Source organism: Nocardia sp. NPDC088792 (assembly GCF_044750615.1).
Taxonomy (GTDB): Bacteria; Actinomycetota; Actinomycetes; order Mycobacteriales; family Mycobacteriaceae; genus Nocardia.
This window is the reverse complement of the sequence record NZ_JBIVKC010000002.1, coordinates 1,417,896-1,444,762: the sequence shown is the minus strand read 5'-3', so window position 1 is coordinate 1,444,762 and position 26,867 is coordinate 1,417,896. Positions and strand designations below refer to the sequence as shown.

The 26,867-nt window shown below is 67.5% G+C and carries 25 protein-coding genes; 14 read left to right on the top strand and 11 right to left on the bottom strand.

All coding sequences use genetic code 11. The features are described 5' to 3' along the window. Nucleotides 1–7 precede the first annotated feature (7 nt). Nucleotides 8–415 carry a roadblock/LC7 domain-containing protein gene (locus ACIP5Y_RS15920; RefSeq protein WP_397000420.1) on the bottom strand — a complete coding sequence of 136 codons (408 nt, stop codon included), beginning with the start codon at nt 413–415 and terminating at the stop codon, nt 8–10. After that, nucleotides 412–3,717: an ATP-binding protein gene (locus ACIP5Y_RS15915; RefSeq protein ID WP_400350769.1), complete on the bottom strand. Its 3,306-nt coding sequence runs from the start codon at nt 3,715–3,717 to the stop codon at nt 412–414. The genes ACIP5Y_RS15920 and ACIP5Y_RS15915 overlap by 4 nt, the downstream gene beginning before the upstream one ends. Nucleotides 3,718–4,050: 333 nt before the next feature. Here ACIP5Y_RS15915 and ACIP5Y_RS15910 point away from each other — a divergent pair, with 333 nt between their 5' ends. From ACIP5Y_RS15910 to ACIP5Y_RS15870, 9 genes are all read left to right on the top strand, one after another. Further along, nucleotides 4,051–4,737, top strand: coding sequence for a response regulator transcription factor (locus ACIP5Y_RS15910; RefSeq protein ID WP_400350767.1), 687 nt, complete (start codon nt 4,051–4,053; stop codon nt 4,735–4,737). 38 nt (nt 4,738–4,775) lie between these two features. Beyond that, nucleotides 4,776–6,218, top strand: coding sequence for an ATP-binding protein (locus ACIP5Y_RS15905; protein ID WP_400351295.1), 1,443 nt, complete (start codon nt 4,776–4,778; stop codon nt 6,216–6,218). A 593-nt stretch (nt 6,219–6,811) separates the two neighbouring features. Beyond that, nucleotides 6,812–8,338, top strand: a complete 1,527-nt coding sequence (locus ACIP5Y_RS15900; protein ID WP_400351294.1) for a trypsin-like peptidase domain-containing protein — start codon at nt 6,812–6,814, stop codon at nt 8,336–8,338. Between the two features lie 116 nt (nt 8,339–8,454). After that, a complete protein-coding gene (locus tag ACIP5Y_RS15895; RefSeq protein WP_397000749.1) occupies nt 8,455–8,949 on the top strand; it encodes a molybdenum cofactor biosynthesis protein B in 495 nt (164 codons plus the stop codon). Further along, nucleotides 8,946–9,161: a hypothetical protein gene (locus tag ACIP5Y_RS15890; protein WP_400350766.1), complete on the top strand. Its 216-nt coding sequence runs from the start codon at nt 8,946–8,948 to the stop codon at nt 9,159–9,161. Before ACIP5Y_RS15895 ends, ACIP5Y_RS15890 begins: the two co-directional genes overlap by 4 nt. A gap of 294 nt (nt 9,162–9,455) precedes the next feature. Continuing rightward, nucleotides 9,456–10,130 (top strand): MspA family porin, encoded by a 675-nt coding sequence (locus ACIP5Y_RS15885; RefSeq protein WP_400350765.1) that lies wholly within the window; start codon nt 9,456–9,458, stop codon nt 10,128–10,130. 63 nt (nt 10,131–10,193) lie between these two features. Next, complete coding sequence (locus ACIP5Y_RS15880; RefSeq protein WP_400350763.1) at nt 10,194–10,880, top strand: MspA family porin; 687 nt, start codon at nt 10,194–10,196, stop codon at nt 10,878–10,880. A gap of 298 nt (nt 10,881–11,178) precedes the next feature. Further along, a complete protein-coding gene (locus tag ACIP5Y_RS15875; protein WP_400350762.1) occupies nt 11,179–11,853 on the top strand; it encodes an MspA family porin in 675 nt (224 codons plus the stop codon). A gap of 63 nt (nt 11,854–11,916) precedes the next feature. Next, nucleotides 11,917–12,597 (top strand): MspA family porin, encoded by a 681-nt coding sequence (locus ACIP5Y_RS15870; protein ID WP_400350760.1) that lies wholly within the window; start codon nt 11,917–11,919, stop codon nt 12,595–12,597. A 100-nt stretch (nt 12,598–12,697) separates the two neighbouring features. Here ACIP5Y_RS15870 and mscL read toward each other — a convergent pair whose 3' ends face one another. From mscL to ACIP5Y_RS15845, 5 genes are all read right to left on the bottom strand, one after another. Next, nucleotides 12,698–13,105: a large conductance mechanosensitive channel protein MscL gene (mscL, locus tag ACIP5Y_RS15865; protein WP_400350759.1), complete on the bottom strand. Its 408-nt coding sequence runs from the start codon at nt 13,103–13,105 to the stop codon at nt 12,698–12,700. A 166-nt stretch (nt 13,106–13,271) separates the two neighbouring features. Then, complete coding sequence (locus tag ACIP5Y_RS15860; protein ID WP_400350757.1) at nt 13,272–13,919, bottom strand: SAF domain-containing protein; 648 nt, start codon at nt 13,917–13,919, stop codon at nt 13,272–13,274. Between the two features lie 145 nt (nt 13,920–14,064). Further along, on the bottom strand, nt 14,065–14,376 hold the full coding sequence (locus ACIP5Y_RS15855) for an FmdB family zinc ribbon protein (RefSeq protein WP_400350755.1): 312 nt from the start codon (nt 14,374–14,376) through the stop codon (nt 14,065–14,067). A gap of 70 nt (nt 14,377–14,446) precedes the next feature. Continuing rightward, nucleotides 14,447–15,034 carry a 5-formyltetrahydrofolate cyclo-ligase gene (locus tag ACIP5Y_RS15850; protein ID WP_400350753.1) on the bottom strand — a complete coding sequence of 196 codons (588 nt, stop codon included), beginning with the start codon at nt 15,032–15,034 and terminating at the stop codon, nt 14,447–14,449. Nucleotides 15,035–15,064: 30 nt separating this feature from the next. Further along, nucleotides 15,065–16,705, bottom strand: coding sequence for a purple acid phosphatase family protein (locus tag ACIP5Y_RS15845; protein WP_400350752.1), 1,641 nt, complete (start codon nt 16,703–16,705; stop codon nt 15,065–15,067). A gap of 326 nt (nt 16,706–17,031) precedes the next feature. Between ACIP5Y_RS15845 and ACIP5Y_RS15840 the strand changes: the two genes are divergently transcribed. The 4 genes from ACIP5Y_RS15840 to glpR all read left to right on the top strand — a co-directional run bounded on the left by ACIP5Y_RS15840 (nt 17,032) and on the right by glpR (nt 21,264). Beyond that, the gene (locus tag ACIP5Y_RS15840; RefSeq protein WP_400350750.1) at nt 17,032–17,970 is read left to right on the top strand and encodes a UTP--glucose-1-phosphate uridylyltransferase; all 939 of its coding nucleotides are present in this window, start codon (nt 17,032–17,034) and stop codon (nt 17,968–17,970) included. A gap of 52 nt (nt 17,971–18,022) precedes the next feature. Beyond that, complete coding sequence (gene glp, locus ACIP5Y_RS15835; protein ID WP_400350748.1) at nt 18,023–19,282, top strand: gephyrin-like molybdotransferase Glp; 1,260 nt, start codon at nt 18,023–18,025, stop codon at nt 19,280–19,282. A gap of 9 nt (nt 19,283–19,291) precedes the next feature. Next, nucleotides 19,292–19,942, top strand: a complete 651-nt coding sequence (locus ACIP5Y_RS15830; protein ID WP_397000391.1) for a GNAT family N-acetyltransferase — start codon at nt 19,292–19,294, stop codon at nt 19,940–19,942. A gap of 245 nt (nt 19,943–20,187) precedes the next feature. After that, entirely contained in the window at nt 20,188–21,264 is a 1,077-nt protein-coding gene (glpR, locus tag ACIP5Y_RS15825; RefSeq protein WP_400350746.1) for a gephyrin-like molybdotransferase receptor GlpR, read from the top strand. Between the two features lie 81 nt (nt 21,265–21,345). On the opposite strand, the gene ACIP5Y_RS15820 is transcribed toward glpR, so the two are convergent. Continuing rightward, a complete protein-coding gene (locus tag ACIP5Y_RS15820) occupies nt 21,346–22,230 on the bottom strand; it encodes a hypothetical protein (protein ID WP_400350745.1) in 885 nt (294 codons plus the stop codon). After that, the gene (locus tag ACIP5Y_RS15815) at nt 22,230–22,976 is read right to left on the bottom strand and encodes a ParA family protein (RefSeq protein WP_400350743.1); all 747 of its coding nucleotides are present in this window, start codon (nt 22,974–22,976) and stop codon (nt 22,230–22,232) included. The genes ACIP5Y_RS15820 and ACIP5Y_RS15815 overlap by 1 nt, the downstream gene beginning before the upstream one ends. A gap of 257 nt (nt 22,977–23,233) precedes the next feature. Between ACIP5Y_RS15815 and ACIP5Y_RS15810 the strand changes: the two genes are divergently transcribed. Then, nucleotides 23,234–24,178 carry a C40 family peptidase gene (locus tag ACIP5Y_RS15810; RefSeq protein WP_400350741.1) on the top strand — a complete coding sequence of 315 codons (945 nt, stop codon included), beginning with the start codon at nt 23,234–23,236 and terminating at the stop codon, nt 24,176–24,178. A gap of 39 nt (nt 24,179–24,217) precedes the next feature. Here ACIP5Y_RS15810 and ACIP5Y_RS15805 read toward each other — a convergent pair whose 3' ends face one another. Together ACIP5Y_RS15805 and ACIP5Y_RS15800 are read right to left on the bottom strand one after the other, a co-directional pair. Next, the gene (locus tag ACIP5Y_RS15805) at nt 24,218–25,774 is read right to left on the bottom strand and encodes a family 20 glycosylhydrolase (protein ID WP_400350739.1); all 1,557 of its coding nucleotides are present in this window, start codon (nt 25,772–25,774) and stop codon (nt 24,218–24,220) included. A gap of 60 nt (nt 25,775–25,834) precedes the next feature. Continuing rightward, nucleotides 25,835–26,482 carry a helix-turn-helix transcriptional regulator gene (locus ACIP5Y_RS15800; protein ID WP_400350738.1) on the bottom strand — a complete coding sequence of 216 codons (648 nt, stop codon included), beginning with the start codon at nt 26,480–26,482 and terminating at the stop codon, nt 25,835–25,837. Between the last annotated feature and the right edge of the window lie 385 nt (nt 26,483–26,867).

Below are 26,867 nucleotides of genomic sequence, written 5' to 3'. Positions count from 1 at the left end.
CGACTCATCATGCAGTGCGTGCGGTGGCGGAGACCACGGATCCGACGCGGTCCACCAATAGGGCCATTTCATAGCCGATGCGGCCGATGTCGTGCTGCTTGTTGGCCAGCACCGCGAGATGCGAGCCATTGCCGACGCTCATCACGAGCAGATACCCGCGCTGCATCTCGACGATGGACTGCATCACCTTGCCGCCCTCGAACAACTGCGCCGCGCCCGCGGAGAGACTCGCCAGACCCGCGGTCACCGCGGCCAGCTGCTCGGCGCGGTCGGACGGCAGGTGCGGGCTGGTGGCTTGCAGCAGACCATCGGCGGAAACCAGAACGGCGTGCGAGACACCCGGAACCTCCCGGGTGAATCGGGTGACCAACCAGTTCAGATTCTCGTCGGTGGTGGTGCGCTGTGTGTCGGTCATACATGCCCTCCGTCGTTGTACTGGGAGTCGGCCCGCCCGGAGCGGACACCGCTCAGGTGCCGGGTGAGGCTGCTGCGAATCTCGTCCGGATTACGAGCGTCGCCCTCTTCTTCCTGGGCCACGGCGCCGGGGACCAATTGGGCGCCCGGCCGCCGGATCGGCAGCCCGCCCTGCGTGCGGCCGCTGTTGCTGGGATTGGCGGCTTCCTCCGCGGCCGCCCAGCCCGCATCCGAGCTGGATGTCCATTCGTCGTCCGGCTGTTCGGCGGCGGCGGGTTCCACCAGCCACTCGGAAACCATCCGCTGGAAGATCGGGGTCGGGGCCTCGCCGACCGGGCGCAGGCCGGTCTGCGTCGGGGCCGAACGCTGCGGCTCGGCGGGCGCGGGCTCGGCCGTGCCGCTGCCGCCCAGATCGACCCTGCCGAAATCGACGGTGTCATTGCCGAATTCCGGGGTGCGTCCACCGAATCCGCCGGAGCGCTCGGTGAATTCCGGAGCCGGTTCGGCGAATCCGGCGGCCGGTTCGGCGAATCCCACTGCCGGTTCGGTGAATTCCGGAGCCGGTTCGGTGAATGCGGCGGTCGGCTCGGCGAATCCCGCGGCCGGCTCGGCGTACGCACCGGTCCGGTCGCCGAATTCGGCCGAGCGGTCGGAGAACCCGGCGGAGCGGTCGGCGAACCGGCTGGTGCGGTCGTCGAACCCACCGGACTGCGGCTCGAATCGGGTGGTCTGGTGCTCGAATTCGACATTACCCGCGTCGAAGCCGTCGCCGCGGGCGTCGAAGCGATCGCCGCGGGCGTCGAAACCATCGCCGCGGTCATCGAAGCCGCGGCCGGTGTCCTCGTAATCGCCGTAACCGCCGTCGTGTTCGCCGACAGCGCCGAGATCGGTGAATTCCCCGGTACCGCCGTCGAAGCGGCCGGTTTCGGTGTAGTCCGGCTCGGCGTCCTCATGTTTGGTGGCGGCGGCGCTCGAGTGATCGCCGAAGGCGCTGTAGCCGTTGCCGAAGTAGGTGCCGGTGTCCGGGCCGTTGTCGCCCTCGCCGCGATAGCTGCTCGGAGCCGGTGCGCCCGCCTCGGGCCGGTGGCCCCACGGACTCGCCGGCGGCTGCGGCGCAACCGGTTCCGGGCGGGGGCCGCCCACGCTGTAGGCGCGGGCGTCGGCGGGCTCGGTGAAGGCGTCGGTGAAACCGTCCGAGAAGCGGTCGGCCTGCGGCGTCGTCGTGACGATGGGCTGTTCGTCGGTATCGCCCGGCGCCTTGCGCTGCGGCAGGCCGGAATTGGTGACGAACTGGCCGGTGGCGTTCGCGGGTTCCGGCGGATTCGGCACCGGGATCAGCCGCGGCGGGGTGACGACCGGCGTGGGCACCAGGCTCTGCGGCCCGGTGAGGGCGGAGGCCGGCAGCGGCCCGCTGAGCGGATACTGACCGGTGGGTTCGCCGCTGCGTTCCGGCGACGGCGAGACCAGGCTGCCCGGCAGATGCACGCTCGACGTGATGCCCGGCTGCTGCACCATCGCGGAGGTGCGGCGCAGGCTCACCGTGATGTGATGCCGCTTGGCCAGCCGGCCGACGACGAAAAGACCCATGCGGCGCGCGGTCTCGACATTGACCTCACCACCGGAGGCGAGGCGATCGTTGATGCCCTGCAGATCCTCGGCGTTCATGCCCAGACCGCGGTCGGTGATCTCGATCATGTAGCCGCCGTCCACGGCCCGCGCGACCGACACCGCCACCGGGGTGGACGGCGGCGAGTAGCGCAGTGCGTTGTCGATCAGCTCGGCCAGCAGATGCTCGATATCGACGGCGGGCTCACCCGAGACGATGCCGTCCGGCACGGTGCCGATCTCGACGCGCTGATAGTCCTCTACCTGCGACACCGAGGACCACAGCATGTCCGACAGCGGCACCGGCGCGAGATGGCCACGCCGCAAGGCGGTTCCGGCCAGCACCAGCAGGTTGTCGCCGTTACGGCGCATGCGGGTGGCGAGGTGGTCGAGGCGGAACAGCGACTGCAGGCGTTCCGAATCGTCCTCGTCGCGTTCCAGTTCCTCGATGAGCGACAGCTGCTGCTCGACGAGGGATTGGCTACGGCGGGACAGGGTCTCGAACATATTGCCGATCTGCAGGCGCAGGCGCGCCTGGTCGGCGGCGAGGTGCAGCGCCTGCGCGTGGATATCGTCGACGGCGCGGGCCAGCTGCCCGATCTCCTCGGTGGTGTGCACGTCGACCGGGCTGATCTCGGGGGTAGCGCCGCCGGTGCGCACCACCTCGAGTTCCTGCGGCAGGTCGATGTGGGCCACCTGCAACGCGTCTCGCCGCAGCCGGCGGACGGGGACGACCAGCGACCGCGCGACCATCAGCGCGATGGCGAGACCGGCAAGCAGCATGCCGATGACGATCGAGGTATCGCGGAGCACATTGTTGCGGGCGTCGGTGGTCAGCTTCGACAGTGCGGAATCCATGGAGCCCGCGACCGTCACGACCTCCTTCTGGTAGGCCTGCATGCTGTTGTTCAGCGAGTCCTGCATGGCCGGCAGGTTGCCCGGATCGGGCACGTTCTGCATCAGGATGCCGATGCGGGCCTGTGCGTTGTCGCGCAGCGTATCGGCGTTCACGGCCTGCGCGGGCGACAGTCCGCGGTACACCTCGATCATGGTGGCCTCGGCGCCGATCGCGGTGAGCAGCCGCGTGCGCATGCCCGGGTTGTTGGCCACCGCCGGCACCGCGAGCATGATGCGTTCCTGGGTGAGCAGGCGGTAGCAGGTCAGGATCGAGCCGAACTGCAGGAAGGACTGCTGTGCGCCCTGCTCGCTGATGGTGGGAGCGTTGGCGAGGGCGTTCTGCACGCGGGTCTGGATCTCACCGGCCTGATCGCCGAGGCTCTCGGGGGAGCTGGAACGCAGGCTGTTCTTCATGGAGCGCGCCGCGTCTACCGCCTGCGCCATCTCCTTGGTGACCGCCGGTTCGGCGCTACTGGCTTTGAGGGCGGCGTCCATTTCCGCGATCGCTTGATCGAACTGCGTTGTCGCGGTATCGAGTGCGGGGTCCGAGTCCTGATTACCGGCGGCGGCCGCCTGCACGGCGAGTTCGTCGGCGGCGATGACGAATTTGACGGTCGGGCGCAGCACATCGCTCTGCTCCGTGGCCGAGTTCAACTTTGCGATGGTCTGCAATTCGCTGTTGATGCGCAGTACCGCGAAGGTCGCGGCGAGCAGCACCGGGAGCACCAGCACGATGCCGACCTTGCGGGTTACGGGCCAGTTGGACAGGCTGAATTGCCAGGACCGGGGTGCTGCTTCCATCCCGCTGCCGTCGCCTCCGCTTCGCGTATTGGACCCCCGGGTACGTATGCGGTTGTACGGCTTTGGGGTTGAGCCCGCGCGGAACCAACTAGAGGTCTTCTTTTACCGGCTGCAACATACCGTGTGGGCTGAGTAACGGCAATTCGGGCGACTTCGTGTATAAGACCCCGAATGCGGCCTTGCCGCAACATGTTTCGACTCGGAATAGGTGACAGCGCAACCACTTTCCGTAAGCGACTCGTAAAAGGTGCAGGTCACACGTCCATCACTACTCGGCGTGTCTAACAGGGCCTTCTCAGTCACCTCTCAGTCGATATGGGCAGACTTGGACCCATGCGCATTCTGGTAGTCGACGACGACCGGGCGGTCCGTGAATCGCTCCGCCGGTCGCTGACCTTCAACGGCTACACCGTCGACCTCGCCGTCGACGGTCTCGACGCACTCGAGAAGACCGCCAGCCAGCGACCCGACGCCCTCGTCCTCGACGTCATGATGCCGCGCCTGGACGGCCTCGAAGTGTGCCGCCGCCTCCGCAGTACCGGCGACGATCTGCCCATTCTGGTACTCACCGCGCGGGATTCGGTCTCCGAACGCGTCGCCGGCCTGGACGCCGGCGCCGACGACTACCTACCCAAACCCTTCGCGCTCGAGGAATTGCTCGCCCGCCTGCGCGCGCTGCTGCGCCGCACCACCGGCGAGGCCGCCGACAATTCCGAGACCATGAAATTCGCGGACCTGTCGCTGGACCCGGTCACCCGCGAGGTCTGGCGCGGCGAACGCCAGATCAGCCTCACCCGCACCGAGTTCTCGCTGCTGGAAATGCTGATGGCCAACCCGCGCCGGGTGCTCACCCGCAGCCGCATCCTGGAGGAGGTGTGGGGCTACGACTTCCCGACCTCCGGCAATGCGCTCGAGGTGTACATCGGCTACCTACGCCGCAAGACCGAAGCCGACGGTGAGCCCCGGCTCATCCATACCGTGCGCGGCGTCGGCTACGTGCTGCGCGAAACACCTCCGTAGGAGTCGAGCTCGTGGGTAGAACCGTTCCACGGCGGCCGGTGGTCGCCGGTCTCGCACCGACTCCCCAGGTCCGGTCCGAGCCGGCCGAACTGCGCCCGCCGACCCCGCTCACCCGATCGGTGTCACTGCGCTGGCGGGTGACGCTGCTGGCTGCCTCGGTGGTGGCCGTGGCCGTGGCCTTCACCTCCATCGCCGCCTACGCGATGGTGGCGCGCTCGCTGTACGCGGACGTGGATTCGCAGCTGCGCGCCCGCGCTTCGCTGATGATCGACAACAACTTCGACAGCCTCGGCTTCCAGTCGATCGTGCTGGCGGGGCTGTACTCGAACGATGTCGGGGTGGCGCTGATCTTCCCGGACCTCACCCAGTACGTGGTGCCGCAGAGCACGAACCCGCCCATCGGCACCCAGGAACTCGCGGTGGCGCGCGGCGAGATCGGCTTCTCGCTGCGCACCGTCGACAATCAGCGAGTGCTGGCCCGGCGCACCCACTCCGGCTCCACCCTGGTCGTCTCGCAACGTCTGCAACCCACCCGGGACGTGCTGGACCGGCTGGCGTGGCTGCTGTTCGTGGTCGGCGGCTGCGGGGTGATGCTGGCCGCCGCGGCCGGAACCGCGGTGGGCCGCACCGGTTTGCGGCCCATCGCCCGCCTGACCGCCGCCACCGAACGGGTGGCCCGCACCGACGACCTCACCCCGATACCCGTCACCGGCGACGACGAGCTGGCAAGACTGACAGACAGTTTCAACACCATGCTGCGCGCCCTGGCCGAATCCCGGGAACGGCAGCGCCGATTGGTGGCCGACGCCGGCCATGAGCTGAAGACGCCACTGACCTCTTTGCGCACCAATATGGAACTGCTCATCGCCTCGTCGAGGCCGGGCGCGCCGCGCATCCCGGCCGAGGACATGGCCGAGCTACGCGCCGACGTCATGGCCCAGATCGAGGAATTGTCCACGCTGGTGGGCGATCTGGTGGACCTGGCCCGCGAGGACGCGCCCGAGACGGTGTACGAGCAGGTCGACATCGCCGACGTGGCCGAACGCGCGCTGGAACGAGTCCGCCGCCGCCGCACCGGCATCGAGTTCGCGGCCACGCTGCACCCGTGGTTCGTCTACGGCGACGAGGCGGGCCTGGAACGCGCACTGCTGAATGTGCTGGACAATGCGGCGAAATGGAGTCCGGCGGGTGCGAAGGTCTTCGTGACCATGCGCGAGACCGGCCGCGGCCTGCTCGAATTCCAGGTCGACGACGCGGGCCCCGGTATCCCGCCCGCCGAACGCGAGCTGGTGTTCGAACGCTTCTACCGGACCACCGCGTCCCGCTCCATGCCCGGCTCCGGCCTGGGTCTGGCGATCGTGAAGCAGGTGGTCACCAAGCACGGCGGCACCATCACCATCGACGGTTCCGAACGCGGCGGCACTTTGATCCGTATCGTCTTGCCGGGAGAGGGTGCACCGCCGGCCGTTACCGAGAACTGAATACGGATCGCGGAAAAGTTCGGCGAAACGCAAGCACGGTCTCAGTCAGCTCTCAGTCGTCACCGCCAGGATGGCCAGGAGACTCGAGGAGAAAACGAGATATGACCGAGGATTCGAAGGACAAGCCGGGCACCGAACCCGAAGGCGTCACCGGCGGCCCTGCCGCGCGCCCCGAGAACGGCGCTCCGATCGGGTCTCCCGAGCAACCCGATGCCACTGCCGGCTCGTCCCAGGGCTCCGCGGGAGCAGCGTCCCAGGGCTCCGCGGGAGCCACCGAGGGCTTCGCGCAGGCCCGGCCCACCTCCGGTGCGTCCCAGCCGCAGAGCGGTACCCCGGATCGCCCCTTCAGTGATCCCGCCGCCGCGCAGCCCGCTGCGGGCGGATTCCAGCCCGGCGCCGGGCCGGTCGCACAGCCTTCCAGTGGCGCACAGCCTTTCGGGGCGAGCGCCTCCGCACAGTCCGCCGGTGCGGCCCAGCCTTCCGGCGAACCCGGTGCGGCGCAGTCCTATGGCGGCCCGGTGCGGCAGCCCGGTACCGCCGAGGGTCCGGCCGCCCGGCCGGGCGGCGACAGCTACGCCACCGGGACGACCGCCATGGGCGCCTTCGACGGCTTCTCCGAATCGGCTGCGGCACAACAGCATCCGGGTGGCCAGCCGACCGGCCAGGTGCCGCCGACCGCCCCGGTGCCGCCGCAGGCCGCACCCTACGGCGCCCCGGCCGCATCGGTTTGGGGCCGGCCGCCGCAGCAGCCGTACGGCGCCCCGCAGCAGCCGTACGGCTACGGCCCCGGTACGGGTGATCCCACGGGAATCCATGCGACCCAACAGTTTCCGCCCGTCGGGGCGGAGCATACGGGGGCATACGGGCAGGCGTATTCGGCGTCGGGGGCCGGGTACGCCCCCGGGGTGCCCGGCCGCAATCCGACCGAGCCGATCTACGGCATGCCCACCGGCCCGGGTGGACCCGGCATGCCCGGCGGTCCCGGGATGCCGTATGCGGCGGCCCCGGCGCCGAAGCGCCCGATCCGTACCGGCCTGATCGCGGGTGCGGTGGCGCTGATGCTGGTGAGCGGCGGCATCGGCGGCGCGGTCGGCGCGCTGGTCTACAAGTCGGATACCGATAACTCGGTCACCAATTCCCTCGATCAGCCCGTGCAGAACGGTAAGTCGGGCCCGGCTCCGGCGGGTTCGGTGCAGGCGGTGGCACAGAAGGTGCTGCCGAGCGTGGTCATGATCAAGGTGGCCGGCGCGAAGGCCGAGGGGGAGGGGTCCGGCGTGATCCTGTCCACCGACGGGCTCATCCTCACCAATAATCACGTGGTCAGCGGCGCGGGTCCGAACGCCAAGATGGACGTCGTCTTCAGTGACGGTTCCGATGTCCCCGCCACGGTGGTGGGCGCGGATTCGGTGTCCGATATCGCGGTCGTCAGGGTGCAGAACAAGTCCGGCCTGAAGCCGATCGACATGGGTTCCTCCGGGGGTCTGGCGGTCGGTCAGCCGGTGGTGGCGATCGGCTCGCCGCTGGGTCTGGCCGGCACGGTCACCAGTGGCATCGTCTCCTCGCTGAACCGCCCGGTGTCGACGAGTGGCGAGCCCGGCTCGCAGGGCACGGTCATCGACGCGATCCAGACCGACGCCGCCATCAACCCGGGTAACTCCGGTGGTGCGCTGGTGAACATGGACGGCAAGCTGATCGGCATCAATACCGCGATCGCCACGCTCGGTACGGCGGAGTCGGCGGGTGCGCAGAGCGGTTCCATCGGCCTGGGCTTCGCGATTCCGATCGACACCGCCCGGCGGGTGGCCGATGAGCTGATCAAGAACGGCAAGGCGACCTACGCGCAGATCGGCATCACCGTCAAGGGCCAGGACGATGTGAACGGCGCGAAGGTGCTGGATGTCAGTCCGGACGGCCCGGCCGCCAAAGCGGGCATTCCGAAGAACGCGATCATCACGAAAATCGATGATCAGACGGTGGATTCGGGCAATTCGCTGATTGCGGCGGTGCGTTCGCACCGGCCCGGAGACAAGGTTCAGGTGACCTTCACCGACGATCAGGGCAACAACCCCAAGACCGTCGAGGTGACCCTCGGCGAAGCAGCTGTGGAGGGCGGCCGATGATGAAACAGGACACCGAGGGAAGCGGTTCACCGCATCTCGTACCACTGCCGGATCTCCAGGTCACCGAGGATGGGGGCTGGGAGCTGTTGGCGGACAAGGACGCTACGGTGAGCACCATGGAAATCGATGCCGCTGTGGCGGGCCGTGCTCTTGTCGTGGTCGTCGACGATCGAACCGCCCACGGCGGTCAGGACTCGACGGGTCCGCTGGTCACCGAACTACTCACCGAGGCCGGCTTCCTGGTGGATGCCGTGGTGTCGGTCTCCGCCGACGAGGTGGAGATCCGTAATGCGCTGAACACCGCCGTGATCGGCGGTGTGGACCTGGTCATCTCGGTGGGCGGCACCGGCATGTCGCCGCGCGATGTGACGGCCGAGGCCACCGAGGAGGTGCTGGATCGGGTGCTTCCTGGCATCAGTGAGGCGCTGCGCGCGTCCGGTCTGTCGGCGGGTTCGCTGGACGCGGGCCTGTCGAGGGGCCTTGCCGGCATTTCGGGTAGCACGCTGGTGGTGAACCTGCCGGGTTCGCGGGCCGCGATCCGGGATGGCATGGCCACCCTGGGCCCACTGGCCAGCAAGGTCATCGATGAACTCTCCGGCCTGGCGGAATGACGTCCGACCACGGTATTTCCGATGAGCAGCCCCGTCCGGCCGAGCGCCGGGCGGGGTCTCGTCGTTTGACGCCCGCCGAGCGGGCGCGACTCGCCGCCGTCTTCGGTGACGAACTGCCGTCCACCACCAAGGACGAGCGCACTCCCGAACCCGCCGACGATCGGTCCGCCGACGAGTGGCTGCGTTCGCAGGTGCCCCCGCATCACGGCTGAGCCTGCTGCCTCGCCGTCCGGCTGAGCGCACTCAGTTTTATTTCGGCCCAGCCGAATTCATTGATTGCTATGTATTCGCCTATTGCTCTGACAGTGGGTTTTGCGCATCTCGAGTCATGCTGTTGCCAAATCGTTGCTGTTGTGGCTAATGTCTCCCGCGGGTCAATAAAGCTACGGCTCTAAATCAGTTTGAGTGGCGTGCTTGCACATTGCTCGTGTGGGAGTTCGAGCCCGTAGTGGCCCCCTTCAACCTCGGTGGTCGGGGTTGTCCGCAAAAAAACTGATGAGGGATACATGAGCGAGAACCGCACTGCCGGTTTGCGTCGCGCCGCCCGTTTCGCGGGCGTCGGCGCGACTGCCTCCGTGGCCTTGGGCCTACTGTCGACCGGCGCCGCCAACGCCGACACCTTCGTGCCGTTGCCGGACGGTCAGAAGGCCGGACCGGGCGTCACCATCACCCACAACGGCGAGCACGCCGTCGTCTCCCCGTCCCTCGCAGCGAACGGTGCCGGCCGTGTCGTGTGGGTCTCGGGCAATGCGATCGCCGATGTCACCGACACTCCGGTCGGCCAGGTCGGCCCGAACAACGGCCCGAACAACGGCGCCGGCACCAACAATTCGTCCACGCACGGCACTTCGCAGGTCAACACCGGCTACATCGTCGGCTGCCAGGTGAGCATCGCCAGCAACGCCATCTCGGCGGGCGTCTCGGGCGGCATCAACCTCTCCGGCGGCAATGTCGGCGGTTCGGTGGGCCTCAATCTGGGTCCCGGTCAGGTCGCCTTCGTGCAGATCAACAGCAAGGACATCACCAAGCCCGGCCGCTACTCGGTCGAGTATCAGGATGCCGAGATCCAGCTTCAGGGTTGTGCGGGTTACGCCCAGGCCCGGTCGTACACCGTCGTCGAGATCATCGGCGACCACTACTCCAAGACCACCCTCTACGGGCAGCCGTTCAGCATCGGCTGACGCCCGGTCGCGACCGCCAATTCACTTCTCGCATAAGCGAATTCGACCCTGAGGGAATCAATCATGAGTATTCGTAAGACAATGGCGCGGGTCGCCGGCATCGGCGTAGTCGCCACCGCCGCCCTCGGCCTGTTCTCCACCGGTGCGGCCAATGCCGACACCTTCGTGCCGCTGCCGGGCGGCACCCTGACCAAGACCCTGTCCGACGGCACGGTGGTCACGGTGTCCATGACCGGTGAGTCGGCCACCATCAACCCGTCCATGGGTTCCACCCCGCTGCACCGCAATGCCTGGGTCTCGGGCACCGCGCATGTTCAGCTGTCGGGCAACAACTCCAGCGTCGGCGGCCGGATCTACCCGGGCTATGTGGTGGGCTGCCAGGTCAGCATCTCCGGTGGCGGCGCCAACGGCGGTGCGACCGGCGGAGTCAACGTCGACCAGAACGGTCCGTCGATCAACCAGGGCGGCACCGGTGTCACCAGCGGCGGCAACCTGACACTGGGCCCGGGCCAGGCGACCTCGTTCTACGTGCTCGACCAGGAAGCGCCGGACGACTTCGGCCAGGATTCGCACAACACCTACAACGCGTTCAAGGGCAACGACGGTTCGGTGTCCTGGGCCGACGAGACCATCGGCCTGAACGGTTGCGGTGGGTATGCCCAGGCGCGCTCGTTCGTCAACGTCCAGGTGCAGACCGACAATGTGATCAGTTGGATCACGTTGTGGGGTCAGCCGTTCAGTATCGGCTGATACTCGCCGCTCAGCGGAACTGCAAGGGCCCCGGTGCTATTGGCACCGGGGCTCTTTTGCTATCGATAGCATTCCCTACATAGGTCCCGGTTGCACACCGAGTTCGAGGGATTCCGTTCTCTCGCGTCTCAAACATCACACCTGTGATGTAAAGTGCCCTGCGTCGCTCCACATTAAGAAATTGTCCTCAGTAACACGAGGGCAACAATGTGTCGACAAACTTACCCGGGGCCTCGCCAGGGCCCCTTTTCAGCCTCGGTGGTCGAGGCTGACCGCAAGAAACCTGATGAGGGGAAGTATGAGCGAGAACCGCACCAACGGTCTGCGCACCGGAGCCCGTATTGCGGGCCTCGGCGCTGCCGCGGCCGTGGCCATCGGCCTTTTTTCCACTGGTGCTGCCAATGCCGATGCCTTCGTACAGTTGCCGGACGGTACGAAGACAGCACCCGGCGTGACCATCACCCGCACCGGTGAGCATGCCGTCGTCTCGCCGTCGATGGCGGACAACGGCCTCGGTCGTGTCGTGTGGGTCAGCGGTAATGCGACCGCCGATGTCACCGACACTCCGATCGGCCAGGTCGGCCCGAACAACGGCCCGAACAATGCCGCAGGAACCAACAACTCGTCCACGCACGGGGCGTCGCAGATCAACACCGGCTACATCGTCGGGTGCCAGGTCGGTATCTCCGACGGTGCACTGACCGCTGGCCTCTCCGGTGGAGTCAGCCTGAGCAGCGCGAACATCGGTGGTTCCGTCAGCCTGAACGTCGGCCCCGGCCAGGTGAAGTTTGTCCAGATCGACTCAACGGATATCACCAAGCCCGGCACCTACTCGGTCGAGTACCAGGACACGGAGATGCAGATCCAGGGTTGTGGGGGTTACGCCCAGGCGCGGGCGTACACCGTCGTCGAGATCATCGGCAACAACTACTCGAAGACCACCCTCTACGGGCAGCCCTTCAGCATTGGCTGATTGCCGGTCGGACCCGCCAAATCCTTTCTCGCGCAAGCGAATACAACCCTTGAGGGAAACAATATGAACATCCGTAAGACTGTGGCACGGGTGGCCGGTGCGGGCGCCGTCGCCACTGCCGCTCTGGGCCTGTTCTCCACCGGTGCGGCCAATGCCGATGCCTTCGTGCCGCTGCCGGGCGGCACCCTTGTCAGGACCCTGTCCGATGGAACCGTTGTCACCGTCACGATGACCGGCGAGTCGGCCAACATCAACCCGTCCCTGGGTGACACCCCGCTGCACCGCAACGCATGGGTGTCGGGCACCGCGACCGTCCACCTGGACGGCACCAACGCAACTTCCGGCGGCAAGATCTTTCCCGGTTACGTGGTCGGCTGCCAGGTCGCGATCGACTCCGCCAATGCCAACGGCGGCCCGAGCGTGGGCGCCAGCTGGGACAGCTCGGGCAATGTCACCCCGCAAGCCGGCGTCACCGGCGGTGGCGGTCTGACCCTGGGCCCCGGTCAGGCCACTTCGTTCTATATCCTCGACCGCGAGCTGCCGGACGACTTCGGTCAGGACGCGCACAAGAACTACAACCCGTTCACGAGCGGCGACGGCTCGGTCAACTGGTCCGACTCGACCATCGGCCTGAACGGCTGTGGCGGCTATGCCCAGGCGCGTTCGTTCATCAATGTCGAGGTCGATACCCCGAATGTGACCGCCTGGGTCACCCTGTGGGGCCAGCCCTTCAGCATCGGCTGATGCTGTTCGCTGATCTCGCTCGGTAGGGCGTGCAAGAGCCCGGTATCCCTTGGATGCCGGGCTCTTTCGTGCGCCGATCAGCCGATGCCCGGGCCCGCCATCAGATTTCGTGCTTACCGCCGGGGCTGGCGCCACGGTCCTCGGCGAGCAGGTCCCGGATCTCCTGCAGCAGTTCGACTTCGGTGGCGGCGGCCGGCGCCTTGCCGAACCGCTGCCTGGCCTTGGTGGTCGGCAGTACGAGCACGAAGTACAACAGCGCGGCAATGATCACGAAGTTGATCGCGGCGGTGATGATGGGACCGATGGCGACGAAGGTCGCGGGTTTGTCGTCCACCATCTGGAATCCGAGCCCGAGTTTGTTGGTGCCGCCGAACAGCGCCAATAGCGGGGTGATGATGCCATCGCTGAATGCCGTGACAATGGCGACGAATGCGGTACCCATGACGACGGCGACGGCCAGATCGACCACATTGCCGCGAAGCAGGAAATCCTTGAAACCCTTGAGCATTGCCGAAAACTCCTCTGCGTCTTGACCGCGGGGGCGGCCGGAAAGCGAGTCGGACGGCTCGGTCCGTGGGCGGATCATGAAGTTGTGCGGTATGCGCGATGCTAGTTCACTCACCTGCTGTGATCGTGCAAGGCGACCGGTGACGCAGGGCGGCGTGACCGGTGCCTCAATGGAACACCACGGTGAGGGCGGTGCGTAGCGACGCGGCCGCGACGGCGGTGGCGCGCCGGGAATCCAAGGCCACCAGCACCACTCGATCGCCTTTGCCGCGCGGGCCGTCCGCGCCGGACACCAGGACGACCGCCGCGTCCGAGGCCAGCAGCCGGGCGGGCCGCCCGCCGGCACCGGATTCCTCGCCGGCCACCACGTCGACTCGGTCCCCGGCGCGCAGGATGTCGGCAACGGCGTTGTCCGCCAATCGGATCGGGACGATCCGGGCATCCGGTACATGCGCGGCCACGGCGGCCAGCCGCGGGCCCACCACTCGCAACTCGGTCAGAATCTCACCCTGCGCGACCGCTCCCGTCAAGGTGGCTCCGCGCAAGGGATCGCCCTCCCGGATCGCTCCAGCGGGCAATGAGGCGGTTTCCCGGGGTGCGCGACGCAGATCCCCGTCCCCGATCACGTGTCCCGGCCCCAGATCCCGGGCCGCCACCAGCACCGCCGTATGGCCGGCCGCCGGGTCCGCCCGCAGGGCCAGTGCCCCCGCGATCACCACCAGGACCGCCGCGAGCACCCGTCGGATCAGTACGCCGTCCGCCCAGGACGGCCGCGATCCGGCGAGCACCTCGAAACGAGTACGGAGTCGGTCCATGTCGGCAGCCTAAGGCCGGCCACACATGTCCCGACCCCGGAAAAGGCCTGGCTGTGGATAACGAAGAAGCTGTGGATAACTTCGCCGACCTGGGGTTTCGGGGGCAATGCCCCCGCCTTACCCCGTTCGCGCCGAAGGGGCTGCGTCAGGCGGCGGAGGTGCTCGAGGTGCTCGGCGTGGTGGCAGCGGCCGGCGTGGCCGAGCTGCTGCTCGCGGACGAGGTGGAGCTGCTCTCCGAGGCGGACGATCCGGACTTGGCCGGCTCCGAGGAGGTGGACCCGTTGCGGCTGTCGGTGCGGTAGAAGCCGCTGCCCTTGAAGACGATGCCGACCGAGTTGAAGAGCTTGCGCAGCTTGCCCGAGCATTCGGGGCAGGTGGTCAGTGCGTCATCGGAGAAAGACTGCACGATGTCGAACTTGTTGTCGCACTCGGTGCATGCATACGAGTAAGTAGGCATCGGTAACCCTCCACGCTCTTCGTCGGTTTGGCACTCTACAGCTGGCAGTGCCAACGCTGCCAATCGGGTGTCAATTCCCGGCGCGTTCGCCCAGCCGCTGCCAGCCGCCGAAGGGCGTCAGCGCCCACCCCATTCGGTGGTCGTGCGGCTCCTCCGGCAAATGGTCCACGAGTTCATCGTCCCGCACGACGGCTGTCAATCGCGCATCGGTCCGGCATCCTCCCAGACTCCGGTCGTAATAACCCGCGCCGCGCCCCAATCGCACGCCGCTCCGATCGACCGCCAGCGCCGGGATCAGCAGGATCTCGGCCCGTTCGAGGGCGTAGCGCAGCGGTTCCCCGTCGGGTTCGCGCAGCCCGAACCGCCCGCGCCGCAACCGATTCGGCCCCAGGTATTCGCCCCACGTCAGCGGCCCCGGTTCCCCGGTGAGCGGCAGCAGGACCCGCGACCCGGTGGCGCGCAACGCGTCGAGCATGGCGACCGACCCGGGCTCCCGCCCGACGGGCACGTACGCGCACACCCAGGTGGCCGCCCCGAGCTGCGTGACCCCTTCGGCGAGCGCGGCCGCCTCCTGCTCGCGGACGTCCTCGGGCAGGGCCTTGCGGCGGGCGAGGATCTCCGCCCGCCACCCCTGCTTGGTCCGCTCGCCGTCGTTCATGCGCTCACGATAGGCGAGTTCCGGGAGTTGTTATTTGTCCGACCGCGGTCGGGTAAGGGTGAACTTGTCGACGGCCTTCAGCTCGCTGGTGGGTCCTTCGAGCGCCCAATAGGTGCCGGTGATGGTGGTATTCCCACCGGGCTGCCCGGGGTCGACATCGAAAGCGCAGAAGCCGTACGCGTGTTCGGCGTCCTTGAACGCGGACCAGGGCGCGTCCTCCAGCACGTAGACCGGCGCCTTCTTCCCCGTTGCCGGGTCGGCCGGGCCGACCTCGGTGATCACGCGGCAGTGATTCCCGGGAAAGAACAGCTGATTGGACGGCGCCGAGGTCCCGCCGCCGCCGATGACGAGATGCACCGTCCCCTTGCTGGTGTCGACCACATCGGTGCGAGTGTCCACCGGATTCGGCGTGAGCGTCGCCGAGCCGCCGACCACCCCGCGTACCGGATGCGAACGCTCGTAATGGTGTTCGTGCCCGCACAACACCAGATCGACCTGGTATTTGTCGAACAGTGGCAGCCATTCCTGCCGGATGCCGAGATCGGCGCCGTTGAACTTGTCGGCGGAGGAAATGGCGGTCTGGTGCATGAACACCACGATCCAGTCGATCCCTTTGTCGCCGCGCGCCTTGGCCAATTCGCTTTCCAGCCAGCGTTTCTGCGCCCCGCCGGAGTAACCCTTCACGTAGCTGTTGCCGGCGTCCTGGTAGCAGATGTCGTCGTTGGCGACGGCGAGCACGCGCACGCCGCCGACGGTGAAGGCGTACCAGAGGCCCTTGGCGAGGTCCTCGCTGCCGGAGTCGGGCACGGTGAAATACGTTTGGAAGGCCTGATATCCGATGGGCCCGTTGCCGAGTTCGTTCTCGTGATTGCCGGGTGCGGGCATCCAGGGCCGGTAGCGGGCCGAGCGAGAGTTGTTGGCCCACCAGTCGTTCCAGGTGCGGACGCGGTCGGTGGACAGGTTGGCGTAGCAGAGGTCGCCGTTGACGAGGTTGAACAGCGGCGCGAGGGATTCGACGGCCGCCGTGACGTCGCCGGCGTATTGCGAGCCGAGATTGTCGTTGAGGGCCTGCCCGTTCACCATTTTGCCGAGGGTGGGGGTGCCCTGGTCGCCGAAGCTGGTGAACCGGAATTTCGCGCGCCCGCCGGGTGCGGTGCGGAGGGTGCCGAGTTCCGGTGGCGCGCCGTCGTGCCCGGCGGCGTACACGTAGTCGGTGTCGGGGGTCAGGCCGGTGAGCCGGGCGTGGTGGACCTGAATCTCGATGCTGGACTTGGCGTCCCGGTAGGTGCGGGTCTCGGCCTGCGCGGTCTTGCCGAAGCCGTCGGTGGCGGTGCCGTAGCGCACGACGGGCTTGGTGACGGATCCGACGGTGTGCCAGGTGACGACCACTTCGCTGGTGGGGTCCGCCCCGAATTGCAGGTGTACGCCCGAAACCCGCGGCGCCCCAGCCCGATCCAGGGTGGTGACGAGTTCCGCCGAGCGGGGCCAGGCCGCGGCGCTGGAGGAGGTGCTGCCGCGCAGTGCGACCGCGCCGCCCGCGCCGACGGCGAGTCCGGCGAGCGCGGTGGCGGCGGACACACCGAACAGTCCGCGCCGGCTCACGCCACTTTTCTCGGGTGCCGGGGTGGCGGGGGCCGGATCGTTGCTGTGGGAATCCTCACGGTCGCTCATAGCCCCAGCTAAGCGCCGTCAGGTGCTGCGAGCGCCACGACACGGCGAACTCCAGTTGAACAACCCCGGGGGCGTGACGGGCGTCATTGCCGGTAAAAGGTTTGCGCGCGAGCGTGTCGGGAAACGACCCCACAGTGTTGTGTAGTTGTGCAGGCACAGCGCGGTGCCGCGTTTCCGTTAGCTGACGGTATTCAGCTCACCCGGTCTTCCTAGGGTTTCAGGGGTTTACCCCTGAGTGGATCGAGAGTTGCCCTTAGGCTCTCGTGGATATCGGGGCGGTCGTGCGGGCCGCTCTCGTGCAATAGACGGATGGATAGGGTGAATTCATGACAGCAAATGGCGTGGGAGCCGAATCGTGCTTCCGCACCGCGGTCGTGCCCGCGGCGGGACTCGGTACGAGATTCCTGCCGGCGACCAAGACGGTGCCCAAGGAGCTGCTGCCGGTCGTGGACACCCCCGGTATCGAGTTGGTGGCCGCCGAGGCCGCCGATTCGGGCGCCACTCGGCTGGTGATCGTGACCTCGCCCGGAAAAGACGGTGTGGTCGCGCATTTCGTCGAGGATCTGGTGCTGGAGGGCACGCTGGCGGAACGCGGCAAATTCCATCTGCTGGAGAAGGTGCGCAAGGCGCCGGCTCTGCTGGATGTGACATCGGTGGTGCAGGACGAGCCGCTGGGTCTGGGTCATGCGGTGGCGCAGGCGGAATCGGCGCTGGACCCGGACGAGCACGCGGTCGCGGTGTTGTTGCCGGATGACCTGGTGCTGCCCAGTGGAGTGCTGTCGGTGATGGCGAAGGTGCGTGAGACCTACGGCGGTTCGGTGCTGTGCGCCATCGATGTGCCGAAGGATCAGGTGAGCGCGTACGGCGTGTTCGATGTCGAGGTGGAGCCGGGCGCGTCCGCGGATGTGCTGAAGGTCAACGGCATGGTGGAGAAGCCGTCGCTGGCGGATGCGCCGTCCACCTATGCGGCTGCGGGCCGTTATCTGCTGGACCGCGCCATCTTCGACGCGTTGCGCCGGATCACCCCGGGCGCGGGTGGTGAGCTGCAGTTGACCGATGCCATCGCGCTGCTGATCGCGGAGGGTCACCCGGTCCACGTGGTGGTTCATCGTGGGTCGCGCCACGATCTCGGTAACCCGGGCGGCTATCTTCGTGCTGCGGTCGATTTCGCTTTGGAACGAGAGGAATACGGCCCCGCCCTGCGCGAGTGGCTCGAGCAGCGGCTCGGGCCAGGCTGGAATCCGCAGCTCACCTCGTACGAGTGACGGAACAGCCCGCACCGTAGGTGAGTACTGCGCGAGACCAGGGAAGGGCTGAATGCGCTCGGTTGAGGATCAGCAGATCAAGGTGACCGCTGCGGCAGTGGCGCCGCGGCCGGTTCGGGTCGCGATTTCGGAGGCCCAGGGACTGCTGTGCGCCGAGGATGTCGTCACCGAGCGGCCGTTGCCGGGTTTCGACCAGGCCGCGATCGACGGTTATGCCGTCCGGAGCGTGGATGTTTCGGGTGCGGGCGCCGACATTCGCGACGAGGAAGGGAACGCGGTCGACCTGAGCCTGCCGGTGGTGGGTGAGGTGGCGGCCGGGTCCCGGCAGCCGATTCGCTTGCAGCCCAGGCAAACCGTGCGCGTGGACACGGGCGCCCCGTTGCCGACGCTCGCGGACGCGGTGCTGCCGCTGGAGCACACCGATGGCGGCCGCGCGCGGGTGAAGGTGTTCGAGCCGGTGCGTTCCGGCGATTACGTGCGCCGCATCGGCGACGATGTGCAGCCGGGTGATCTGGCGGTGCGGGCGGGCACGATCATCGGCCCGGCGCAGGTGGGTCTGCTGGCGGCGGTGGGCCGGGACAAGGTGCTGGTGCATCCGCGGCCGCGGCTGTCGGTGCTGTCGGTGGGCGGTGAGCTGGTCGATATCGATCGCACGCCGGGGCCGGGTCAGGTGTACGACGTGAACTCCTACTCGCTGGCCGCGGCCGCGCGGGATGCGGGCGCGGATGTGAACCGGGTCGGCATCGTGAGCGCGGATCCGAAGCGGCTGCGGGATGTGGTGGAGGGCCAGCTGGTTCGCTCCGAGGTCGTGGTGATCGCGGGTGCGGTGGGCGGCTGGGCGTCCGAGCAGGTGCGGGAGGCGCTGGAGGGTCTCGGCGAGCTGGAGATCACCCGGGTCGGCATGCATCCGGGTTCGGTGCAGGGTTTCGGCCTGCTGGGCCGGGACGAGGTGCCGACCTTCCTGTTGCCGTCGAATCCGGTTGGCGCACTGGTGGTTTTCGAGGTGATGGTGCGGCCGTTGATCCGGATCGCGCTGGGCCGGCGGCATCCCATGCGGCGCATGGTGCGAGCGCGCACCATCCTGCCGATCGCGTCGATTCCGGGCCGCCGCGGTTATCTGCGCGCGCAACTCATGCGGGACGAGCAGACCGGTGACTATCTGGTGCAGCCGCTGGGCGGGCCCAATGGTTCTTCTTCGCATCTGCTGGCCACTATGGCGGAGGCCAACAGTCTCATCGTGATCGATCCGGATGTCACCGAGGTGCGTACGGGTGACGAGGTGCGGGTCGCCTTCCTGGCACAGCGCGGGTGAGGCGTGGACATGAATGTCTTCCGGGCCGCCCAGCATCCGGGCTGGCCCGCGCATCTGGGCCCGGTGCGGGTGGCCGCGGGCACGGTGACGTTACGGCCGATCCGTTTGCGGGATGCGTCGGCGTGGAGCCGGATTCGCACCCGGGACCGGGATTATCTGGAGAAGTGGGAGCCGACCGGGCGGGGGTCGTGGGAGGCGCGTAATCACGCCGGGAACTGGCCGTCGCTGTGGTCGTCGTTGAAGGCGGAGGCGCGGCGGGGCGCGATGATTCCGCTGGTGATCGAGGTGGACGGGACGTTCAGCGGTCAGCTCACGGTGGGCAATATCGTGCGGGGCGCGTTGCGTTCGGCGTGGATCGGCTACTGGGTGTCGAAGGAGCTGAGCGGTCAGGGGGTGGCGACCGCGGCGCTGGCGCTGGGCCTGGATCACTGCTTCACCGAGGTGGGGTTGCATCGGGTGGAGGCCACGGTGCGCCCGGAAAACCTTGCCAGTCAAGCGGTTCTGCGCAATGTGGGGTTTCGTGAGGAGGGCCTGCTGCAGCGCTATCTTGATGTCGATGGCGCGTGGCGGGATCATCTGCTGGTGGCGATGACGGTGGAAGAGGTCTCGGGCACGGTGGTGGATCGCCTGATTCGTGCAGGTCGCGCCGCCAAAGCCTGATAACTGGCTGTGTACTGGCGTACTGGGCGTTCGCTACGGGATTTGTGTGACTACTGTGGCGGGTGAGGTCGGCGCGCCTTCGGGGGATTCCTGTGGTGTGGAATTAGCCTACGGACGTCGGTGGTGCGTCCATAGCATCGTCGAGCCTGTGGAATGTTCGCGGTTGTAAGCCCGTGAGCAGAACATGTGGTCGACGAGCCGGCGTGAAGGGAACAAGACCAGGTCGGGATGGAGGTGTGAGTGCGATGCCGAATTCGATCTTGTGGATCGGCCTGGTCGTGCTCTGGGTCTTCGTGCTCTTCCCGATGCTCGCCAACCGGCACCCGCGGATCCGCCAGCACACGGACGCCGCGCTGGCCACCCGGGTGCTGCACCGCGGAGATGCCGAGCGACGCAAGAAGGGTCCGGCCTCCGGACACGACACCGACCCGGACTACGTGCCGGTTCGCAGGAAGCATCACCACAGCGATGATCCGGAGGATCGGATGACCAGATCGGACGACAGCACCACAGCTGGATCGGACGACGAGGATTTCGACACCACCGCCACCACCACCGAAGTGCCCGAACCCGAGACCGATTCGGCCCACAATGATGCGGTGGATGATGCCGCCGGCGAATCCGAGCGTGAGACAGCGGAATCCGAGACCGATCCCGCACCGGCCGTGGCCGAACGCGAGACCACGGACGACCCCGCCGAGGAGGCGGACGAGGACGAGGAACCCCTCGCCGCGACCGCCGCACCGCGGCGCAAGCGGCCGGAGGCCCCGGCGCGCGCCCGGGTCCCGGCCCTGCGCGACCCGGAGTCCGAGCCCGAATCATTGCCCGGCGACGAGGATTTCGTGCCCTCGCGGCGTGGTCGCGGCGGCTACGACCCCGAGGCCGACGCCGTCGCCCGCAGGGCCCGCTACTCCTTCCGGCAGCGCGCCGTGCTGGGCGGCATCCTCAGCACCCTGATCCTCGGCGGCGCCGGCCTCGCCATCGCCCCGATCCTCTGGTGGCTGTGTGCGCTCTCCGGCACCGTGCTGGTCGCCTACCTGGCCTACCTACGCCGCCAGGTTCGGCTCGAGGAGGACATTCGCCGTCGCCGCATCACGCGTCTCCAGCGCTCCCGCGAGGAGTCCGACGAGGACACCGGCGACGACGACCGTCCGCGCCCCGACATCGTGGAGACCCGCACGCAACTCCGCCGCGCCGTCCTGGTGGAACCCGATGACGAGGATCCCATGTTCGAGCACCTGGAACTCTTCGACGCCGCTACCGCTCGCGCCACCCGGCAGCGGGTCGCGGGTACCAGGGACCGCCGCGCGGTAGGCGAATAACGTTCGATCGACAGGAATTTCACGGCACGAAGAAGGGGCCCGGCGGATGCCGGGCCCCTTCCGGTTTCGCGGCCGGATCGATCAGGCGATGCGGGTGGGGATCTGGTTCTCGATGAGTTCCGCGAGAGTGCGGAGTTTGGCGGCGAATTCGCGGGCCGCGACGGGATCGTCGGTGGAGCCCTTGACGACTCGCTGGGTCAGCGCGGTCAGCCGGGACTCGGCCGTGGTGAAGAGATCCGCGGCGCGCGGGTTGTCCTCGGGGAGATCGCCGCGGAGCCAGGCTTGCAGCCGGGCCACCGCTTCGGCTTCGTCGTAGGCGGCGGGCAGGACCGCTATCGCGTCCCGCAGCTTGCCCGCGGTGACCTTCGCATCGGCGGCCAGCGTGGTGTAGACGGTGACGGCCGCTTCCTCCCCGTGCGCCGCGGCGACGGGGAGGAGTTCGCGGATCTGCCCCTCGTTGATCGACGAGGCGAAGGGATGCAGCCGGGCGGCGAGCGGCCAGGCGCGGATCAGCTTGTGCGCGTAGGACCGCTGCATATCCCAGCGCTTCTCCACGTAGTCGTCGAAGGTGGCGTGGTCGGCCCGGTAGAGGCGGCCGTCGCGCACGATCTGCAAGGCCCGTCCCGCCGTCCAGAAGGCGACGCGCAGCGCGTCGACGGCGGATTCGCACAGATCCAGCTGTTCCTGCTCACTGCGACTCAGCGGGCCTTCCCCGCCGGTGGTCGGCAGCGGCATACCCAGCACCACCGCCGCCGTATCCGGCTGCGGGACTTCCGGTTTCATGGGAGCCGTAGCGATCTGTTCCGGTGCGGGCGCCGGTGGGGCGGGCTCCTCGATTGCGGTGCCGTGCCATTCGGCATCGCGGAGCGGGGAGACCGGGGGTGTGTGCTCGGCGTCGTCGGCGAGGGGATTGTGGGGGAGGGGGTTGCTCCCGCCGATGGAGCCTTTGCGGCGCTGGGGTGGCATCAGGCCGGCACCTCCAGCGGAATCCGCGGGGCGAGTGCGGCGTCCAGGTAGGGCTGGATGAGTTCCTCGCCGACCTGGCGGTATTCGCCGAGGTCTTCGAGGGGGTTCTCGGCGCCGTCGCCGACTTCGCCGTCGGCGGCCTCCCGGTACCACTTCCAGGCGCTGACGTAGGCCTCGAACACGTCGTATCCGGCGTCTTCGAGATTGCCGCGCTGGGAACGGTATTCGGTGGAGACATTGACGCCGTTCTTCATGGTGACCGGCACCTTGGTCATGAGTACGCGCACGCGGATGGCCTTGTCGCTCTCGGCGGCGGCTTCCTCGGCGGCCCGGTAGGTACTGGGTACGCGTTTGACCTCGGAGGGGCTGACGCTGGTGACGAGCAGCAGTTCGTCGCTGCTCGGTACCGCGGCCTTGAAGATGTCGGCGGATTCGCCGCCGGCGTCGACGATGATGACGTCGTATTTCCCGGCATTGTCGGTGATGCAGTCGTGCACGTGCCGGGAGGGGAAGGCGATGAGTTCGAAGGGCACGGTGACGTTCGCCTTGAGCAGCCGCCGGTACCAGGAGTAGCCGGTCTGGCTGAGCGGGTCGGCGTCGATGACGAGTACTCGAAGTTCGTGCACGGTGGTGAAATACGAGGCGAGGAAGAAGGCCGAGGTCGTTTTGCCGACTCCGCCTTTGAGATTCCCCAGGGTGACGACCAGTGGTTCGGGAAGATTTGCCGACGCAACAGATTTGGTCATGGACATCCTCCGTTGATTGGGGAGGGCACTTTTACTGCCGCTCAGTCTCACACGCGCGGCGAAAATCGCTTGTGTCCAATTGGACACAGTCACCGATGTTTACAATTCCGTTATGAATAACACGCATGTCATTCCTTGCGCCGCACCCTGATCGGGCGAACTATGCATTCTTGGATCTGCTGGCAATACCGAAATGTTCGAGTGTGATGGACGGAAACCGGATAGCTTTCACGGCTTGATCGGAGGACGACCGCAACATGGATAGCATCGGTGATAGACAGAAGGTCAGGCTCTTCTCCCGCGTGAACTGGCGGGCGGTGACCACGGGCGTGCTGGGTGCAGCCGCCGTCGGCGCGGCCCTGCTCTTCACCGCAGGTGAGGCCCATGCCGCCCCGGTGAGTGTGCCCGGCATCGGAGAATTCGATATTCCGAACGAGATCGTGGCGCAGCTCGGAATTCCGGTGGTGACACCGGAACCCGTGCCCGCGGACAATCTCACCGCCGTGCCCGCGGAACTGGCGGAATTCGAATTCCGTCCCGTGACGATTCCCGGTGTGGGCGAGGTGGGCGACCCCCGCTCGACTTCCATTCCGGATCGGGTGATTCCGGCCGGAACTCCTGAGGTCATGCCGTCGGTGCATCAGGAAGCGATTCCGGTCACCGCGTACGACACCGTTCCGGCGCAGGCGGTTTCCCCCGATACCGCTCCGGCGGGCGCCTACCCGGAATCGCGGTCGGTGACGATCGCCGGTCTCGGTAGTTTCGCGATCCCGGCCGGATTGCCGATGCTGACCGGAATCCCGGGCGTCACCGACAGTGCCGCATTGCCCGAGATGCTGCCGGCGGCCACGCCGAAGCGGTCGGCCGGTGCGCGGGCGCTGGAGGCGGCGGAGTCCCAGCTCGGCGCGGCCTATCGGTCGGGTGGTACGAATCCGGACGGATTCGACTGCTCGGGTCTGGTGCAGTGGTCCTACGCCCAGGCGGGTGTCGACGTGCCGCGCACCAGCTACTCGCAGCTGGCCGCCGGCACCGAGGTGCCGCTGGACGAATTGCAGCCCGGCGATCTGGTGTCGTTCTACGGCGGCGGGCACTCGGCCCTGTATGCCGGTGACGGCAAGGTGATCCACGCGTCGACCTACGGCACGGGCGTCACCGTCTCCTCGATGGACCGCATGCCGGTGACGGGTGCACGCCGCTTCTGACCACTGAGCGAAAAGTGTTTCCGATCGCTGAGCGAAGAGTTACGGCCAGCCGACAGTTCCGGTCCGCGACCGGAAGTCGGGATAGGAGATGCCGCCGGTGCCGGACCACAACTGCTGGGCCATGATCGGCAGCCGCTCGCGAACGGGTGCCACGATCTGCTCCGGCGACAAGGCATTCGGATCATCGCACCAGAGGAACAACATGGAACCGCGCAACAGGGGACGATCGGCCTCGGGCAGTCGCTGCCCGTCGACGAAGAGCCCCGGATCCCAGGCCCACAGCAGTTCGGGTGGTGCGTTCAGGGCCGCCGACGGACCGCCGGTGGTGAAGTACGTGGGCGTGAAGGCCGCATTGAGCAGGGGATGGGCGGCCGCGGCGAAGTCCGCCGGGGTGCGACCGCCGGGCAGCCAAGGTAGCCCGCCCGCACTGGCGGACCAGTACTGCACCACGAGTTCGGGTTTCGGGCTCAGCACGCCGGGATGGTCGAACCCGTCGTTCCAGACCCGCGCCGTCTTGCCGAAGGATTCGACGATGTCCGCGGCCCAGTTGGCGAAGCCGATGATGACGTCGCCGGGCGCTGCCCCGGGTCCGTAGGTGCGCACGGCATAGTCGGCCAGTTGCGGATATCGGGAGTAGTCGGAGACGTATTCGTCGCATCCGATATGCCAGTAGCGGCCGGGGAATTGCGGCAGGAACTCGTGCAGGATGTCGCTGATGAGCTGGTAGGCAGCGGGATCGGTGAGATCGATCTTGCCGTCGTTGCTCCCGCCGGTCAGCTTGTCCTGGACGGCGTCCAGCGGTGTGGTGCGCCCGGGCCGCAGCACCAGATCCGGATGCTGCGCGAGGATGGCGTTCATATGGCCGGGCATATCGATCTCGGGAATGATCTCGATGCCGTAGGACCGTGCGTAGTCCAGGATTTCGCGCAGCTCCGCGGCGCTGTAGTGCTGCGGTGAGGTGATCTCCGGGTGGGTTCGGCTCTCCAGCCGGAAGCCCTGGATATCGGAGAGATGCAACTGCACCAGGTTCATCCGCAGGTAGGCGGCGTCGCGAATGCGCGCCTTCACCCAGTCGACGGGGAGGAATTCGCGGCCCGTGTCGAGCATGAGCCCGCGTTCGGAATAGTGGGGCCGGTCCTCGGCGGTGCCGGCGGGCAGGGTGGTGGTCTGCCGCAGCCATTGCAGGACGGTCTGGGTGCCGTGCAGGATTCCCGCGGTGTCGCGTGCGGTGATGGTGAGCCGGTCTCCGCTGGTGATGCGATACGACTCGGCAGGCGAGGGGGCATCGGCGCTTTCCTCGAGCACGATGTCTCCGGCGTCCGCCGCACCGGATGTCACGGTGACCGCCCGGCCCGCCCGGGCGAGGTCCTCGGCCAGTAGTGCGGCGGGTTCCCGCAGTGCGCCGTCGGCGACGATGCGGGCGCCGTCCCGGAGTGCGAACTCGCCCTCCCGGTCCGGGCGCCACTGCTCGATGCTCGGCACTGATACCGGAAGTTGTTGTGCAGCAACAGAATTCGCTGCTGCGTCCGGTGTGGACAGGAAGGCGCACGCCAGGGCGGTCGTGAGGCACCCCGTGATGATCCCGGCTGAGTTCACCCGGACAAGGTACCCAATTCGCCATTCGGACCGGTCCGTTCCGGTGTGGGCCGGCGCCCCTCACCCGATCCGTGTGGTGCGGTACTCGCCCGGGGTCTGGCCGGTCTCGGCCCGGAAGGCGCGGTAGAACTGGCGATCCGTGGTGAACCCGCATTCCACGGCGATGGCCGCGATGGACCGGGTGCGCCCGGTGGTCAGCAGCCGCCGGGCATGCGCGATTCTCATGCGGCGCAGGAGCGCTCCGACGCCTCCGTCGGTTTCCATCAGCCGGTAGAGCGTGCTTCGCGAGATGGCGCAGGACCGCGCGACCCGTTCCACGGTGAGGGTGGGGTCGGTGAAGTTGTGATTCAGGAAGGTGAGCACTCGTTCGCGCGCGTGCAGCGAGGCGATGCCGTCGAGGCCGTGTTTGCCGGAGGCCAGGCTGAGTACCGTGGCGAGCAGGTCGACGGCGTGCACGGTGAGTGCGGCGGCATCGATCGGATGCTCGTGCTGGATGGCGGCGATGGCCCGGAAGAACTGTGCCACAACGGCAGCCGCGCCGTTCTCGGCGAGTACCAGGGGCGTGCGGGACAGCCGGTGGAAGCTGTCTTCGTCGAGTCCGCTGCGTTCCCGGAGCATGTCGCGATCGACCTGCATGATGACCGGTTCGGCGGTGGTGTTGTCGTGGATGACGACCCTCGAGGCGGCGATGGTGATGGTCGCGGACATGTCCCCTCGGGCTCGGGAATCGGCTTGCCGGGGCAAAGGTCTCGCCCTCGTCGGGCTACCACCCCTCGAACGAGACCTTCGCACCGCATCGGCGGAGAGCGTGTGTCCACCCAGTGCCGACTCCACAACGGTAGCGACCGTTTCTCCGGTGCGCGGCCAACTCGTGGCTATTGCAGCGAATTGTCAGACATCTGAGACTTCGTGTCATAACAAATGGTGCATTTGCGCTATTTGTTCGCGAAAGGCCCTGTCTTGACCGGGGTTTGGTGCCGGATCGGCCGAATCCGCCCGCTGCGCCGATGGCCCGGACGGGCGCAGGGCTCAACGAACCAGCAAATCGCCAGCATAATTTCTGTGGGTGTAGTGCGCGGGGTTCGCGCCGCGG